Annotated in this window: 15 protein-coding genes; 4 read left to right on the plus strand and 11 right to left on the minus strand. The window is 52.8% G+C overall.

The genetic code is table 11. The annotated features are described in order from the left end of the window. Positions 1-9: 9 nt before the first annotated feature. The 5 genes from ACFQ1Z_RS05790 to msuE are packed head-to-tail and all read right to left on the minus strand — an operon-like array spanning position 10 to position 4,583. Positions 10-891, minus strand: a complete 882-nt coding sequence (locus ACFQ1Z_RS05790) for a branched-chain amino acid ABC transporter permease (RefSeq protein ID WP_379056302.1) — start codon at positions 889-891, stop codon at positions 10-12. Next, positions 888-1,709 carry an ABC transporter ATP-binding protein gene (locus ACFQ1Z_RS05795; RefSeq protein WP_379056303.1) on the minus strand — a complete coding sequence of 274 codons (822 nt, stop codon included), beginning with the start codon at positions 1,707-1,709 and terminating at the stop codon, positions 888-890. The genes ACFQ1Z_RS05790 and ACFQ1Z_RS05795 overlap by 4 nt, the downstream gene beginning before the upstream one ends. Beyond that, complete coding sequence (locus ACFQ1Z_RS05800; RefSeq protein ID WP_379056304.1) at positions 1,706-2,872, minus strand: AMP-binding protein; 1,167 nt, start codon at positions 2,870-2,872, stop codon at positions 1,706-1,708. The genes ACFQ1Z_RS05795 and ACFQ1Z_RS05800 overlap by 4 nt, the downstream gene beginning before the upstream one ends. A 23-nt stretch (positions 2,873-2,895) precedes the next feature. Further along, a complete protein-coding gene (gene sfnG / locus ACFQ1Z_RS05805; RefSeq protein ID WP_379056306.1) occupies positions 2,896-3,984 on the minus strand; it encodes a dimethylsulfone monooxygenase SfnG in 1,089 nt (362 codons plus the stop codon). Positions 3,985-4,010: 26 nt separating this feature from the next. Then, positions 4,011-4,583 (minus strand): FMN reductase, encoded by a 573-nt coding sequence (gene msuE, locus ACFQ1Z_RS05810; RefSeq protein WP_379056308.1) that lies wholly within the window; start codon positions 4,581-4,583, stop codon positions 4,011-4,013. Between the two features lie 452 nt (positions 4,584-5,035). On the opposite strand from msuE, the gene ACFQ1Z_RS05815 reads away from it, so the two are divergent. Further along, a complete protein-coding gene (locus tag ACFQ1Z_RS05815; protein ID WP_379056309.1) occupies positions 5,036-6,268 on the plus strand; it encodes an SfnB family sulfur acquisition oxidoreductase in 1,233 nt (410 codons plus the stop codon). A 122-nt stretch (positions 6,269-6,390) separates the two neighbouring features. On the opposite strand, the gene ribB is transcribed toward ACFQ1Z_RS05815, so the two are convergent. Genes ribB through ssuD form a run of 4 tightly spaced genes read right to left on the minus strand, consistent with a single transcriptional unit; the run spans position 6,391 to position 10,350 of the window. Further along, positions 6,391-7,092 carry a 3,4-dihydroxy-2-butanone-4-phosphate synthase gene (gene ribB, locus ACFQ1Z_RS05820; protein WP_379056310.1) on the minus strand — a complete coding sequence of 234 codons (702 nt, stop codon included), beginning with the start codon at positions 7,090-7,092 and terminating at the stop codon, positions 6,391-6,393. Between the two features lie 22 nt (positions 7,093-7,114). Then, positions 7,115-7,969 carry an amidohydrolase family protein gene (locus ACFQ1Z_RS05825; protein ID WP_379056311.1) on the minus strand — a complete coding sequence of 285 codons (855 nt, stop codon included), beginning with the start codon at positions 7,967-7,969 and terminating at the stop codon, positions 7,115-7,117. A 21-nt stretch (positions 7,970-7,990) separates the two neighbouring features. Next, positions 7,991-9,208, minus strand: coding sequence for an acyl-CoA dehydrogenase family protein (locus ACFQ1Z_RS05830; protein ID WP_379056312.1), 1,218 nt, complete (start codon positions 9,206-9,208; stop codon positions 7,991-7,993). Between the two features lie 8 nt (positions 9,209-9,216). Beyond that, positions 9,217-10,350 carry an FMNH2-dependent alkanesulfonate monooxygenase gene (gene ssuD, locus ACFQ1Z_RS05835; RefSeq protein WP_379056313.1) on the minus strand — a complete coding sequence of 378 codons (1,134 nt, stop codon included), beginning with the start codon at positions 10,348-10,350 and terminating at the stop codon, positions 9,217-9,219. Between the two features lie 371 nt (positions 10,351-10,721). On the opposite strand from ssuD, the gene ACFQ1Z_RS05840 reads away from it, so the two are divergent. The 3 genes from ACFQ1Z_RS05840 to ribA are packed head-to-tail and all read left to right on the plus strand — an operon-like array spanning position 10,722 to position 13,667. Further along, positions 10,722-11,930 carry an acyl-CoA dehydrogenase family protein gene (locus tag ACFQ1Z_RS05840; RefSeq protein ID WP_379056315.1) on the plus strand — a complete coding sequence of 403 codons (1,209 nt, stop codon included), beginning with the start codon at positions 10,722-10,724 and terminating at the stop codon, positions 11,928-11,930. 5 nt (positions 11,931-11,935) lie between these two features. Further along, entirely contained in the window at positions 11,936-13,048 is a 1,113-nt protein-coding gene (locus tag ACFQ1Z_RS05845) for a sigma-54 interaction domain-containing protein (RefSeq protein ID WP_379056317.1), read from the plus strand. Further along, on the plus strand, positions 13,035-13,667 hold the full coding sequence (ribA, locus tag ACFQ1Z_RS05850; protein ID WP_379056318.1) for a GTP cyclohydrolase II: 633 nt from the start codon (positions 13,035-13,037) through the stop codon (positions 13,665-13,667). The genes ACFQ1Z_RS05845 and ribA overlap by 14 nt, the downstream gene beginning before the upstream one ends. Before the next feature lie 103 nt (positions 13,668-13,770). On the opposite strand, the gene ACFQ1Z_RS05855 is transcribed toward ribA, so the two are convergent. Together ACFQ1Z_RS05855 and ACFQ1Z_RS05860 are read right to left on the minus strand one after the other, a co-directional pair. Beyond that, positions 13,771-14,094: a DUF1330 domain-containing protein gene (locus tag ACFQ1Z_RS05855; protein WP_379056320.1), complete on the minus strand. Its 324-nt coding sequence runs from the start codon at positions 14,092-14,094 to the stop codon at positions 13,771-13,773. A 267-nt stretch (positions 14,095-14,361) separates the two neighbouring features. Further along, complete coding sequence (locus ACFQ1Z_RS05860; protein ID WP_379056321.1) at positions 14,362-15,582, minus strand: glycosyltransferase; 1,221 nt, start codon at positions 15,580-15,582, stop codon at positions 14,362-14,364. Between the last annotated feature and the right edge of the window lie 98 nt (positions 15,583-15,680).

A 15,680-nucleotide genomic window follows, 5' to 3' on the forward strand; every position in this document is an offset into this window, starting at 1 on the left:
CTGACCCTGTTAAACGCGTTCTATGGCTTTGTCGCCAAAAAGACCATAAGGCCTGACCAGTAAAAACAACACTGCCAGCACATATGGAAACCAGTTTTCTATGCCGCCGCCTATCAAGGGGCCGATAAATACCTCTGCCAGTTTTTCGGACGACCCTACGATCAGCCCGCCAACGATCGCACCTTCGATAGAGGTGAAACCACCTATGATCAATACCGGCAGTGCTTTGAGTACGATCAGCGATAAAGAGAACTGAACACCGACCCGCGCGCCCCACAGTATGCCGGCCACCAGGCCGACAAAGCCGGCCACTGCCCACACAATCAGCCACAGCCGTTGCAATCTTATGCCTACCGCCAACGCCGCCAGTTGATCATCAGCCACGGCTCTGAGCGAAATGCCGACCCGGGTCCGGTTAAACAGAAAACCAAGCAACACCACCAAGCCACCAGCGATGGCGGCGGCAAATAGGTCGAACTGCGACAGCAAAATACCGAACACTTCATATGGCTCATCATTGATGCCTATGTCTAAAGCATGTACTTGCGCGCCCCACATGGCCTGAGCCAGGCCTTCAACGATATAGCTCAAACCCAGCGTCGCCATAAAGAGGGTGATAGGCGAGCGATTGACCAGCTTTCTTAATACCAGGCGCTCTATCAGCCAGGCCAGTAGCACCATGATGATCAGGGTGACCACGAATGCACCCCAGAACGGTACGCCCCGCTCTACCAGGCTGACCAGGGTCAGGGCGGCAAATAACACCATCGCCCCCTGGGCAAAGTTAAAAACCCCTGAGGCTTTATAAATCAGCACGAAACCGATGGCCACCAGTGAATACATCACGCCGGCCAGCAAACCACCGCTTAACACTTCCAGAAAAAAATTCATTGTTTAGCTATTTCCTTATTCTGGTCTGTGCCAGCCTTAGCCTGCTGTCTGCTGCCTAAATAAGCTGCAATCACTTGCGGATCTACCCTGACTTCGGCAGGTGTGCCATCGCCTATCTTTTTGCCGTAGTCCAGCACCACTACATGGTCCGACAAGGACATCACCACGCTGATATCGTGCTCAATCAGCACGATGGTGGTGCCATACTCTTTTTGCGTTTCCACGATGAAGCGGCCCATTTCTGCTTTTTCATCCGCATTCATGCCTGCCATAGGCTCATCCAGCAATAACAGCTCAGGCTCGGCAGCCAGGGCGCGTGCCAGTTCTACCCGTTTTTGCAGACCATAAGGCAGGTTGCCCACGATGCTGTTACGCCATGATTGCAATTTTAAAAATGCGATCACCTGCTCGGCTTTCTGTCGCTGCCGCAATGCATCCGCAGGCGCACGGCCTATATTGAATGCCTGCTCTATCCAGCTGCTTTTAAGCTTGAGGTTGGTGCCAGTGATCACGTTATCCAGTACCGACATGCCCTTGAACAAGGCGATGTTCTGGAAGGTCCTTGCGACACCACGCCTGGCCGCCCACTGCGGATGCATGCTTTTCCTGGATACCCCCTGATAAGTGATCAAACCTTCATCTGCCTGGTAAACACCATTGATGACGTTGAGCAGTGAGCTTTTGCCGGCGCCATTAGGCCCGATCAGGGAAAATATCTCGCCTTTGTTCACCGAAAAACTGATATTGGTGATCGCCCGTACCCCCTTGAAAGACAAAGAAATACCTTGCAGGCTTAATAGTGCTTGGCTCGCGGTCATGATGCTGCCCTTAAGCCTTTGAGGGCGAAGTAAGTTTCAGCGCTGCTATCAGGTGGCGGGATCACCAGCAGCTGGCTGGTGTGCCAGGTGGTTTCTTCCGGCCAGCCCCGCACCTGAATGCCGATGGCAGAAAAAAATTGTTCAGCCTCGGCGGACAATGGCTCTCCCACCAGTAACGGCACCCGGGTATGGCTCAGGCCGAGTACATCTTTTAACGGCGCTATCACCAGCCATAGTGCAATGACACTGAGTAAAGGCACGCGCTTGCGGTAAACCTTTAACGCCCACTGCAGCAGCACGAATTGCCAGCTGTTTTGCAACGGCCAACGAGATTGGGTCAATAAATACAAGCGTTGATAGGTAGCTGCAGTACCGGCCACCAGGCTTGGGCCCAGTTCGCGTCTATCCGTATCCCTGGTCGCCAGATTCTCCGGGAAATTGAGTTTGAAACCGGCTAACAACCACGGAGAAAGCAGATATCGCGCATGGCCGCTGGCGGCAAAAGCGCGCGCTGCCAAGGCTTCTTCCCTATCAGTCAGCGCCTCATGCAGCACCAGCGTCTGGCCGTTCTTCAATAACTCGGCATGCGTGATCTCACGGTACTCGAGCTGGTAATGCTGGCTCAGCCGGTAAAAGCGGAAAGCAATGTCATAGTCTGCGGCTTTGATCGCCAGCTCAGGCAATGTCTGTTGCTCAAAAGCTGCAGCGATCTGGCTGTAGGCGAACATGGATGGATGATGGTAGTCAGCCAGGCCCCTGGCATCGGCAAAGATCAGCAGCTGCACATCTGGCTTTGCTGCAAACACCTGATCGACCTGTGCTTGCGTCTCCGCAAAAACAAACCTGGGGCGTAAGGTGTGCAGCAGATCCAACAACTCGGATTGCTTGTGAGCAGGGTCTAGCGGCGCCGACACGCCACCTAGCCAGTGAGCAGCCAGCGACAGCAGCAGTGCCTCTGGTCTGGGCTCACTCAGTAAAAACAAGGTGTCTCCGCTAGTAAAGCCTTTTTGCTTGAGCAACTGCGCAGCCAGCACCACCGCTTGATGCGCTGCCTGCCAGGTCTGTTCATGCCATATGCCCAGTTGTTTGTGCCGGATGGCGACACGCTGTGCTCTATGCTCGGTTTGAAACCTGAGCCAGTCCGGTAAAGTGTCTGTTGTCATCAGGCTGTTCCCCAGGCTGGCACTCAGGCGGCTTTAGCCAGTTTCTTTGCTTCCAGCGCTCTCACCAATGGCAACACCTTGTCACCAAAGTAAGCGACCTCTTCCTGAAAGTGCAAAAAGCCGGACAGAATCAGATCCACACCCACCGCTTTTAACGCGACGATGCGCTCGGCGATTTGCTCGGGGGTACCGATCAGATTGGTTTTAAAGCCGTCGTTATATTGCACCAGATCTTCAAAGGTGGACTTGGCCCAGTTACCTTCTCTTTCCGGGCTGGCAGCACCAGCATTCTTCACTTCATGACCGAAAGCATGCACTGCTTCCGGGTTTGCCTTGGCGATGATCTCTGCCAATACCGCTTTGGCTTCTTCTTCAGTATCACGCGCGATCACAAAGGCATTGACGCCTATTTTGACCTGGTGCTTATTGGCTGCCGCTTTTTCACGGATGTCATCGATTTGCGCCTTGATGCCTTCTACCGTGTTGCCATTGGTGAAATACCAGTCAGAAACGCTGGCGGCATTGTCACGCGCCGCACGCGAGCTACCACCCTGAAAGATCTCGGGATGCGGTTGTTGCAATGGTTTGGGTTTCAGCGTGTAGTTGCTGAAACGGTAGAAGTCACCACGGTAGGTGAAGTTATCCTGTGTCCAGATGCCTTTCAAGGCTTCGATGAACTCTTTAGAACGGCGATAGCGCTCATCATGGTCCAGCCAATGCTCACCAATCGCAGTGAACTCACCACGGAACCAGCCAGAAACCACATTGATCGCTACGCGGCCCTCGGTCAACAGATCTATGGTGGCCAGCTGCTTGGCAGCCAGCACCGGGTTCCATGGGCCAGGCAGGATGGCTGCGATCACTTTGAGCTTGGTCGTGGCAGCCAGAAGCGCATGCGAGAAAGCAACGGATTCGTGCTGAAACTCGGCACCATAACCCGCTGTAAAACGGATCTGGCTCAATGCATATTCAAACCCTGCTTTTTCGGCGATTTGTGCCAGTTTGCGGTTGTAATCGATATCCCAGCTAGTGCGTTGCTCAATATTACTCACCACCAGGCCGCCACTGACGTTTGGTACCCAGTAAGCAAATTTGATGTTTTGTGTACTCATACAAGTTCTCCAAAGATTCGTTGGTGTCATATGGCCTGAAGGCTGGCTTCAGTGACGGTGACGCGATGTTTAAGCAGCGGCAGTGCCCGTGCTATCGCCAGCTCGATACGCGCTTTCAAGGCCTCACTTTTCACCTGGTAGTTTTCAAAGTCGGCTTCAGTGGCATACACGCCTACTGGCAGGGTCAAGGCCTGAAAAAAGCTGAATAGCGGCCTTAACTCGTGATCGATGATCAAGGCATGCCGGTCGCTGCCACCGGTCGCACCGAGCAGCACAGGCACATCGATCAAAGCTTCGTAATTGACCAGATCGAACAGATGTTTGAACAGCCCACTATAAGAAGCGCGATAGACCGGTGTGGCTACGATCAGCAGGTCCGCTGTTTCAATCGCTGTAATATCTTTTTGCACCCTGGCAGGCAGATCCCTGGGGTCAAATGACGCGGTGAAACTGCCACCGATTTCACTCAAGTCTATCTGGTGCAGATCGATCGCGATCTGCTGCCCCAGTTTTTCGGTCAGGGCCGCAACCAGTGCTGCAGTTCTGGAAGGTAATTTGTAGCTGCCTGCAACAGCTGTGACTTTCAAGGGACGACTCATTCATGGCTCCTAAACATGTGTTGCCGGCGCCAACTTAATTTGTTCAATGCTGGAATACCGGCTTACATGAGTAATAGCAGCAACCATGCCAAGATTATTTACCTATATAAATCAATAACATGCAGAGTTTTTTATATTTTTCAGGGTGTTGGTTTAATCAGTATTTTGCTGATGCGCTGCTGCTTTATCAGCAACTATTCATGAAATGCAGCATCCCCAGGCTGGCTGTGGCCGCGTACACGCCTGGCAGTGTGCTGATTAATCAGCATGCATTCAGCAGCTTATGGTCGATTTACACGCTTTGCAAAGCGCAGCCTACGGCGAATACTTATTAAATTCAATCACTTAACAGTTGGCATATTTAATGCAATAAAGCAGGTAGACGCGCAGCACACATGATTCGGCGAGGACTGCGTTGTTTTAGCCCAACATCAATTTAATAAGGATTAACTATGACTGCACAAGCAAGCAATGTTGCGCATTTGCCTGAGACCCACTCCAGGGAGCTCGCGCATATCATTAAAACTGACGCTGAAGCCATTGAGGTCGCAAAACAGGTCGCCAGTGAGATCGCAAAAGAAGCTTCGCTTCGCGATAAGGAGAGACGGCTGCCGCGTAAAGAACTGGATCTTTTCTCCAGCAGCGGCCTGTGGGGCATCACAGTGCCTAAAGAATATGGCGGTGCATTCGTCTCCAACAAAACGCTGGCCGAAGTCATCGCCACGGTTTCTGAAGCGGACCCCAGCATAGGCCAGATCCCGCAGAATCATCTGTATATGGTGGAAGGTTTACGCCTGGATGGCAGCGAATTTCAGAAACGCTACTTTTTTGAACTGGTGTTGCAAGGGGTACGCTTCGGCAATGCATTTTCCGAGATCGGCACCAAGAGCGTCAATGATGTAAAAACGAGATTAACGGCTGCCAACAGCGGCTTTTTCCTCAATGGCAAGAAATTCTACTCATCAGGTGCCCTGCTGGCTGACTGGGTGCCGGTGATCACCAAGGATGTGAATGATAATACAGCGGTAGCCTTTGTACCCGCCGGCGCCCAAGGCCTGACCATTATTGATGACTGGTCTAGTTTTGGCCAACGTACCACGGCCAGCGGCACTACCATACTGGACAATATTTTTGTCCCTAGCGAACATGTGCTGCCTCACCAGCAGGCCTTTGACCGCCCGACTGCCATGGGCCCGTTAGCCCAGATCATTCAAGCCGCGGTGGATACCGGCATTGCGCGTGCCGCATTCAAGGATACGCTGCATTTTGTACGCAATCACACCCGGCCGTGGATAGATACCGATCTGGAGCATGGCTACGAAGACCCGCATACCATTAAAGATATAGGCGACCTGCAGATCCGTATCCATGCCACGGAAGCCTTGCTGGCGCGAGCCGGAGAATACCTGGATGAAGCACAACGTAACCCGAATGAGGATACGGTAGCCGAAGCCTCGATCGCAGTGGCAGAAGCCAAAGTGTTAAGCACTGAAACCGCTTTACTGGCAGGCAGCAAGCTGTTTGAGTTAGCCGGCACCCGTTCTACCCTGGGTGAATTCAACCTGGACAGGCACTGGCGTAACGCCCGTACCCACACCCTGCATGACCCGGTGCGCTGGAAATATCATGCGGTGGGCAATTACAGCCTGAACAAGATCAAGCCACCGCGTCACCCCTGGATCTGACGCTGGACCATACTAGTCCGCCAGACAATAAAAAGCCCTCGTTTGAGGGCTTTTTATTCATCTGGATTTTGTTCAACTGGATCTTGTTCATTGCCACACACTGGCAGCGGCCAAATGTGCACTTAGATATAGCTTAGCGCAGAATCCAGCAATCTATTCTGCCGGCTGGTTGCTGCCGGTTTTTCTGTTAGGGCTATTGGCAGATGCTGTTCACGGTAAGCGATCATTGCAGCAATCGTGATGATTTTCAGCCCATGCTTTCTGGCGAATAACAGCAGCTCTGGCCTTCTGGCCATGCTGCCATCTTCATTGACTATTTCGCACAGTACGCCCACCGGGCTTAACCCGGCCAGTCTGGCCAGGTCAAAAGCGGCTTCAGTATGCCCGGGCCGTGCGAGCACACCGCCGGCACGCGCTCGCAGCGGAAAGATATGGCCAGGCCGGTGAAACTCTCGCGCCTGGCTATGCGGGTCAGCCAGTGCTCTTAATGTTAAGGCTCTGTCAGCCGCAGAGATACCACTGCTGGTGCCATATTTATAATCAACGCTCACGGTAAAAGCAGTTCTGTATGGGTCTGCGTTGTGAGCCACCATCTGCGGCAGTTGCAACGCTTGCAGCCGCTGTTCACCCATGGCGACGCAGACTAAGCCGCTGCTGTGTTTCACCAGAAAAGCCATTTGCTCGGTGCTGATCTTTTCAGCGGCGATGATCAGATCGCCTTCGTTCTCTCTATCGGTATCGTCAACAACGATCACGAATTCGCCATTGGCGATCGCAGCAATGGCGTCACTGACCGCATCAAAACCCTCGTTATTATCTTGCATACCCTGTCCTATTTCTCACAACTTAATTGCCTAGCTTTAACAAGCTGGCGGCATTCTGATAAAACACTTTCTCCAGCACTGCATCTTTGAAACCCAGCTGCATGAAATCAGCGATGGTCTGCTGCATGGGCCTGAACGGGTAAGAAGTACCGAACAACAGCTGGTCACCTAAAAACTTGTTTGCAGCCTGCACGTAGAGCTCGGCACCAGGCTGGAAGATATACATGTCTGGCACCAGATATAAGTTGGGATAACGGAATGCCGCACCAACGATCTCGTTCACATAAGGATAGTAGCCATGAAAGCAAATGATGTTCAGGTCCGGATACTTTCTGGCCAGGCGTGCGACCGCATTAGGGTGTGCATAATCCAGGTCCGGTGTGGTTGGCCCCGACATCACGCATACGGGCACCTGGTGCTGCTGGCAGGCCTGATACACCGGGTCAAAGATGGGGTCATCGACGTAGCGGGCCGGCTTGGCAAAGCCCGGCTCAATATTGATCGCCCTGAAGCCATGCTGATGTATGGCATGCTCTATCGCAGCCAGCGCACTTTCAACACCGCGCGCCACTATATCCACCGAGCCTAGCCCGATCAGCTTAGGGCTTTGCTGCACCAGTTGAGCGACCTCAGCATCGGCGATGGTCAGATCAGGCGTCTCCCTGCCCACCACCACGGCGTAATCTATGCCGGCCTGGTCTATCTCCTGCAGGTAACCTTGCAGCGTATAAGAGCGTTTGAAATGTTCCGGCTCCAGTGAGCCCACCCTTTGATTCAGCCATTTGGCAGTATCGTAGGCAGCGGTAGCCGGTGTGGCGCCAAAAAAGTCATGCAAGAAGGCAGGACGGTTGCGCATATCAATGATTTTTTGTTTCATAAGACCGATTCTATTCAGGGGTTAAGCGTAAAAGCTGGGTGTGGGGTATTTGCCGTTCAATGCCCAGTCACCCAGGTCTCTGAGTTTGTAATCCACGGGGTCATGCAGGGTGTAAACCCGCAGATTGCGCCAATATCTATCCATGCGTAACTTGGCTGTGGTCGCCCTGGCCCCGGCTACCTCAAAGATTCTGGAGGTCACATCCAGGCCTGATCTGGTCGCCTGCACTTTGGCAGAAAACACCGCTAGCGCCAGTTCGCCTCGGGCTTTCTCGTCTAATGCCAGGTCTTGCAGCCACGCTTTATCCAGCAGACCAGCTGCGTGGTCGGCGAGTATGGCTGAGGCATGCAGGCCAGACCAGAACTCGCCGTAGTGCAGCAGGGTGAAAGGGTCCTCGTGTATGGTCTGCGCGAGTGAGCCGGACCAGACACGACTGTTGCTAGTGCTATATTTGACACCATCCTGCAGCGCCCCTTCAGCCAGGCCGATATAGATGTTAGTGAATATCAGCTGGGCCACCAGCGAACGCAGACTGGCGAATAAAGAGCTGAGTGGACCGGGGTCTAGCAATAGCTCGTTATCATTGACCAGCAATCTGTCAAACTCGGCGCTACCGCTGTCAGTCTGGCGCTGGCCCATATTGTCCCAGTCGCCATTCAGGCGTATGCCGCTCCTGTCAGTCGGCACCGCAGCGACCAGGAACTTGCCTGTACTTTCTTCAATGGCGGAGACGATCATATAGTCCGAATCCATAGAGCCGGAGCAAAAACTTTTCTGGCCGGTGAACTGGTAGCCACCGGCTACTTTGCGGGCGATGGTGCGGTTATCCAGCGGATTCAGTGCATTACCCCACCAGAGATTGTGGCTGGCGGTCAAGCGGTAGTAATGCTGCCATTGCGCTTCAGATGCGTACAATCTGATAGAGGTGAGCATCAGGAACTGGAATGCGAACACTTGTGCGATCGAGCTATCGACACGCGCGATCTGCCGGATGATGGCGTAGATCTCGGGCCAGCTGCCGCCCAAGCCGCCATAGGCCTCGGGGATCAATAATTTTAATAATCCGCTATCGCGCACTGCCTGCCGCTGCTCGTAGGGAGTGCCACCGGCAATGTCGCGCTCTACCGCTGACTTGGCCAGGTAGGCGGATAACTGATCAGCCAATTGTTGCGGAGTGCCACTGAAATCAACGCCGTGTATATGAGCATGTTTGGATTGTGAATCAACTGCGAGTTTCATACGCTCCCCTAAGCGGCATGTTTGACAGGTTTGGCTGCACCAAATGGGCCTGTCATATTGGTGTTGATACTGACTTCATCATCATTTTTTCTGGCCAGCGGCAGCAGCGGAAACAACAATTCAGCAACGCGATAAGATTCCTCCAGATGCGGGTAGCCCGAGAAGATAAAATAATCTATGCCCAGCGCCTGGTACTCCTTGATCCGGTCAGCGACTTGCTGCGGGTCGCCCACCAGCGCAGTGCCTGCCCCGCCACGTACCAGGCCGACGCCGGCCCAAAGGTTGGGGGCGACTTCCAGCTTATCGCGCCTGCCGTGGTGCAATTCTGTCATGCGTTTTTGTGCCACCGAATCAAAATTGGCGACCGCAGCCTGCGCCGCGGCGATGGTTTCATCGGTGACATGCGAGATCAGTTCTTCAGCAGCCTGCCAGGCCTGCTCGCTTGTTTCACGCACGATGACATGCAGCCGGATGCCGAAGCGTATGCTGCGCCCTTGTTTTGCTGCAGCCTCTCTGATCACTCTGACCTTTTCAGCGACGGCAGCCGGTGGCTCACCCCAGGTCAGATGCACATCAATATGTTTGCTGCTAAGCGCGATGGCAGCGTCTGAAGCACCGCCTATAAACAGGGGCGGATAAGGTTTTTGCAGGCTACCGGTAGGCAGGCTGGCGCCTTTCACCTGCAGATGCTCACCTTCAAAGTCCACCACAGCTTCAGATAACACCGAACGCCAGATGGATAAAAATTCCTCGGCTTCGGCATAACGGTCATCATGGGTTAAAAAACTGCCTTCAGCCTGCTGCTCGGCAGGGTCGCCGCCAGCCACGACGTTGATCAGCAAACGGCCACCAGAGATGCGGTCCAGCGTGGATGCCATTCTGGCTGACACCACCGGCGAGATAAAGCCAGGGCGGGTAGCCACCAGGAACTTGAGCTGCCTGGTTTCGTTGATCAATGCCGATGAAATGACCCAGGCGTCTTCGCACGATCTGCCAGAAGGTACAAGTACGCCGCCATAACCCAGGCGGTCTGCGGCCTGGGCGATCTGTTTGAGATAAGAGAGTGTTGCCGGCCTGGCACCTTGCGTGGTGCCCAGGTAGCGCTGGTCACCGTGGGTAGGCAAAAACCAGAATATTTCCATGATATGAGTTTCCTTTTATTCATGCTGCATACATAAGTAGCCCTAGTGCAAAGACCATGCCATAAATAAAATTAAACAAATTCATAGACTTACAACTGCTCTAAGCAGAGTTGCTGTTTAATCAGCATAATCACACCCCCTGCTGCTGTATCAGCAGCATTGTTGCTGATAAACCAGCATGGCCATGCAGCTTGCCTAAGCCTGGCAATCTGAAAACATACGCAAGCATTAGGCAAACACTTACTCAAGCCACTGATTTTATTCAACTAAACATGAATTACTGCGTGTGCGCCAGGTAACTGATAGGCATTTTCAGAGTTGGCACAAAACATGCTGAATCATCAGCATATGTAACAAGCTGGATATAACTTTTGAATATAAATCATTTTTCATTCATTCCGCCGGTGCACCTTAATGAAGGCCTAGGTGCGCTAGAGGTGGCCAGACAACTGGCTGATTCTTTTGCCCTGACCGCGGTAGAGAGGGATCATCGCGGCGGCACACCTAAAGTGGAGCGTGATGCCATACGCAACAGCGGTTTACTGTCACTGATCATCCCCAGCGAGTATGGCGGCCATGGCTCCAGCTGGCAGGAAACCCTGGCCGTGGTGCGTGAGTTCGCAAAAGTGGATAGCTCTATCGCACACGTGTATGGTTTCCAGCATTTGATGCTGGCGACTGTGCGTTTATTCTCCAGGCCGGACCAATGGCAGCGCTGGTATGAGCAGACCGCGCAACTCAACTGGTTCTGGGGCAATGCCCTGAACCCGTTAGACGAGCGCACCATTTCTAAAAGCTATGCTCACTGGCACGAGTTTTCCGGGAAAAAAAGTTTTTGCTCGGGCGCACTCGATTCAGAGATGCTAATCGCATCAGCGAATCGCAAGACTGATGGCGAGCTGGTGATCGCGGCTATCCCTACGCTACGTACCGGCATCAGCATCATGGATGACTGGGACAATATCGGTCAGCGTCAAACTGACAGCGGTACAGTCAATTTTGAAAAAGTGCGGGTAGAAGACAATGAGCTGCTCACTGAGCCAGGCCCATTGAGTAATCCCTTTGCATGCCTGCGGCCATTGATCGCCCAGCTGATACTGACCAATATCTATCTAGGCATAGCGGAAGGTGCCTTTAACGATGCACAAAACTACACCCTGCATGAAGCCAGGCCTTGGAAGAATTCAAATGTGGCCCTGACCAGCCAGGACCCTTACATCCTCGGCCATTATGGCGAGTTCTGGGTGGGCCTGGAGGCAACGCGCGCATTGAGCGACCTGGCAGCAGAAAAGCTGGATACCGCCTGGGCAAAAGGTCTGGCTCTGACCGAAGAAGAACGGGGCCTGCTGGCCACCAGTATCAGCACGGCAAAAGTGCTGGCCACACGCACCGGGCTGGACATCACCAGCCGCATGTTTGAAGTGGCAGGCTCTAGAGCCACCCATGCCGGCCTGCGCCTGGATAGACATTGGCGTAACCTGAGAACGCACACCCTGCATGATCCATTAGATTACAAAATCAAGGAGCTGGGAGAATGGGCGCTGAATGGCAGCTTCCCTAAACCTACTTTTTACTCATGAATATTATGGAAAAATTTATTGATAATCTGGAACAGTCTCATGATGTGCAATACCGCGAGAGTGACAAAAAGCTGCTGACGCTGCCGAATTCGCGTGCCTTGACCACATCGATACGGGCAACGGCGCAGGTGTTCGAAGACCCCAAGTCTATCGCCCTGCTCAGCCGTATCAATCAGATTGCACCCAGCGATGCTAACGTGCTGATCATAGGCGAAACCGGTACCGGCAAAGAACTGATCGCGCGCCATGTGCATGAGTTAAGCAACCGCAAGGGCAAGCCATTCGTGGCGGTCAACTGCGGGGCTTTCTCAGACACCCTGGTGGAGAGCGAATTATTCGGGCATGAAAAAGGGGCTTTTACTGGCGCTTTTGTCGCCAAAGCCGGCTGGTTTGAAGCAGCGAATGGCGGCACGCTGTTTTTAGACGAGATCGGCGATCTGCCGCTCAGCATACAAGTCAAACTGCTGCGTGTGTTGCAGGAGCGTGAAGTCGTCAGGCTGGGTTCACGCAAGGCGACCCCTATCGATGTGCGCCTAGTCGCAGCGACCAACGTCAGGCTGGAAGAGGCGGTACAGGCAGGTAACTTCCGCGAAGACCTGTTCTACAGGCTCAGGGTCGCGCACCTGGAATTACCGACGCTGAGAAATCGCCCTGGCGATATCCTGCCGCTGGCCGAGTACTTTGTCGGTGAGTATACGCGCCGCCTGGGCTATGCAGAGATCAGGCTGGATGACTCGGCAAAGCAGAAGTTATTGCAGCACACCTGGCCAGGCAATATCCGTGAACTGGAAAATGTGATCCATCATTCGCTACTGATCTGCAGAAACAATCTGGTGCGTAGTGATGACCTGCATTTGTCATCCATACAACTGCACAGGCAAAAATCGGAACAGCAGTTGCAACACCATGCCGAGACTGATGTACTCAAAGAAGCATTTGACCAGTTGTTTGAATCTGGCAAAGACGACCTCTATACCTATTTTGAAGATGCTTTCGTCAAAGCGGCCTATGACCATTGCCATCAGAATCAGGTACAGACTGCAAAACTACTGGGGGTCAGCAGAAATGTAGTGCGGGCAAAACTGATCAAGATGGGAGCGATCAATGCGCTTAGATGACCTGAAACCAGCCAGCGCCCCGGCCAGTATCAGCTTAACCGCCACTTCAAGATTACCCACCCGCTATGGTGAATATGTATTGCACGTTTTTCAGGATCATCAGGCCGGGGTCGAACATATCGCGTTAGTGCTGGGAGAGATAACAAACAGCAGCAACGTATTGACCAGAGTGCACTCGGAGTGCCTGACTGGTGACATCTTCTCTTCGCAGCGCTGCGATTGTGGGGAGCAGCTTGCAGCTGCACAATCGCTTATTCATGCAGCGCAACAAGGCGTGATCATCTACTTGCGCGGCCATGAAGGCAGAGGCATAGGGATCACCAGCAAAATACTGGCCTATGGCTTGCAAGACCAAGGTCTGGACACGGTCGAAGCAAATATAGCATTGAATCTGCCAGTCGATAGCAGGCAATACCATGCCGCCGCGGAGATATTAAAACAACTCAAAGTAGTGTCTATCCGGCTATTAACCAACAACCCGGATAAGGTATCTGCGCTGTTAAGCAGCAAGGTCGTGATAGATAGCATACTGCCTATACAAACATCGCCTAATGCGTTCAATCAGGCCTATCTGCAAACCAAGAAGTTGAAATTAGGGCATGCACTCTCACTCTGCTAGCAAAGCCTATCTACCGGCAAAGGCCAGCGCAGCACAATAAAAAACGCCGCAAATTGCGGCGTTTTTTTGCGAACTATATAAGCGCTCAGATCAAACTGATACCTTATTTAGCCAGATAAGGGATGGTGCCGGCAACATCAGTATCATCTATGAGCTGGAAACGGCTTTCGGTGCCATCTTGCCTGGCTTTGGAGTAAGGCGCATATTCCGGATCATTGGCAAACGCTAATGCTGCTTCTTTGTTAGGAAACTGAATCAAAGCGATCAAGGTGTTTTGCAGTGGTTTACCCTCCAGCACATCAATATTGGCACTGCGACTCAAATATTTTCCACCATGCTTTTCAGCAATGATGTGCACATGCTTGGCATATTCAGGCACCCATTCATCATTTTTAATTAATACATCTGCGATTAGAAATGCTGCCATGTTTAACTCCTTTTATAGAAAAACGTTACGCTTTATTGGCTAAGAACAAGACTGGTTTTTTGACGAATGTAGCAAGTGTTGTGGTAAACCTTCAACTTCCGCTGACTATCTGTGTACTTGCAGCGGGATAAGATGCACAAGTCAGGCCATATCTTGGCCTGCATGGCTGTTGGCGTCAAGTGGGCCAGGAAAAACACCCTGGAAGTAACAGTCTGGCAAACCTGTGGCAGCAGATGCAGTCATGCATACCACAGGTCGCCAGTTCTATTAGGCTGCGGCAGACACCGGCAGCGGATAATTGACCAGCATCAGGCGTTCGTAGCATTCAAGCAGTTTTTTCGCCTGCGCCTCGCTGGACCATACCTGCTCCACATAGCGCTTGCCTTGCTTGCCTACGCGTTCACGCAGTTGGTGATCTATCAGCAGGGTTTGAACCTGCTCGGCAAAATGCAGCTCGTCATCCTGTGCGATCAATGCGCCCTGCTCCTGACGCAGTATGGAGGCAGTGCCCAGTTCGGCAATGGCGACCACCGGTGTTTCCTGTGCCATGGCTTCCAGCAATACCAGGCCTTGCGTCTCGCTCTTGGAGGCGAACACAAAGATATCCGCGGCGCGGTAAGCGGCATTCAGGCCGACCGCACGATCGAGATAGCCGAGGAACATCACATTCTGCTGCAGGCCGTTATCACGCGTCATTTTCTTCAGCATGGCTTCGGCCGGGCCTTCGCCGGTGATCACCAGCAACACTTCAGGATGATCCTGTATCACCAGTGACAGCATTTCCAGCAGAAACTGGATATTTTTTTCATGCGCGACCCGGCCGACAAACATCAACAATGGCCGCTGTTCAGCAATCGCGTATTTCTGTCTGAAAGCCAGCCCGTCACCGGGCACAAAGCGTGAAGCATCCAGCCCGGTAGGGATCACCGCCACCGGCGTGGTCACGCCGTATTGCTGCAGCACATCGCGCATCTGGGCAGAAGGTGACACCACGGTATCTACCTGCTGGCATTGCTTGCGCGACACCCATTGCGCGATACTGACTGCCAGTTTGCGTGGCACCCATGGCAGGTAGTGATGCATATAATCTTCAAAAAAGGTGTGGTAGGTTTCTACCACCGGCACCTGCAGTTTTTTGGCGATCTTGAGCCCGGCATAATGCGCCACAAATGGCGTGTGTATATGCACCAGGTCATAATCACCAGGGTGCAGGCTATCGATATAAGCCACCAGCGCTGACCATTTCATCAGGTAATCTTCTGGGTCGAACACGATCTTGCGGGCGGCGATACGCGTGATCCATCTTTCATCTGCACTCAGCCTGGCCTCATCCGCACTCGGCTTGCTCTCTATGGCCTGGGCATATTGCGGCGCGATCAGGTGCACGCTATGGCCTTCGCTGCGCAGGCTTTCGGCAAACGTGCGTATGCTGGTAGAAACGCCGTTCACACGCGGGAAATACACATCTGAAATCATTAATATTTTCATGCTGATTCTGTCCAAAGCTATGCTTAAGCTGGCTCCCAGTTAACAAATCTCACATAGTTTAACAATGGCAAATGATGCTTTTATGACAAAAACTGCTT

Source organism: Methylophilus luteus (genome assembly GCF_042676265.1).
In the GTDB taxonomy this organism is placed as follows: Bacteria; Pseudomonadota; Gammaproteobacteria; order Burkholderiales; family Methylophilaceae; genus Methylophilus; species Methylophilus luteus.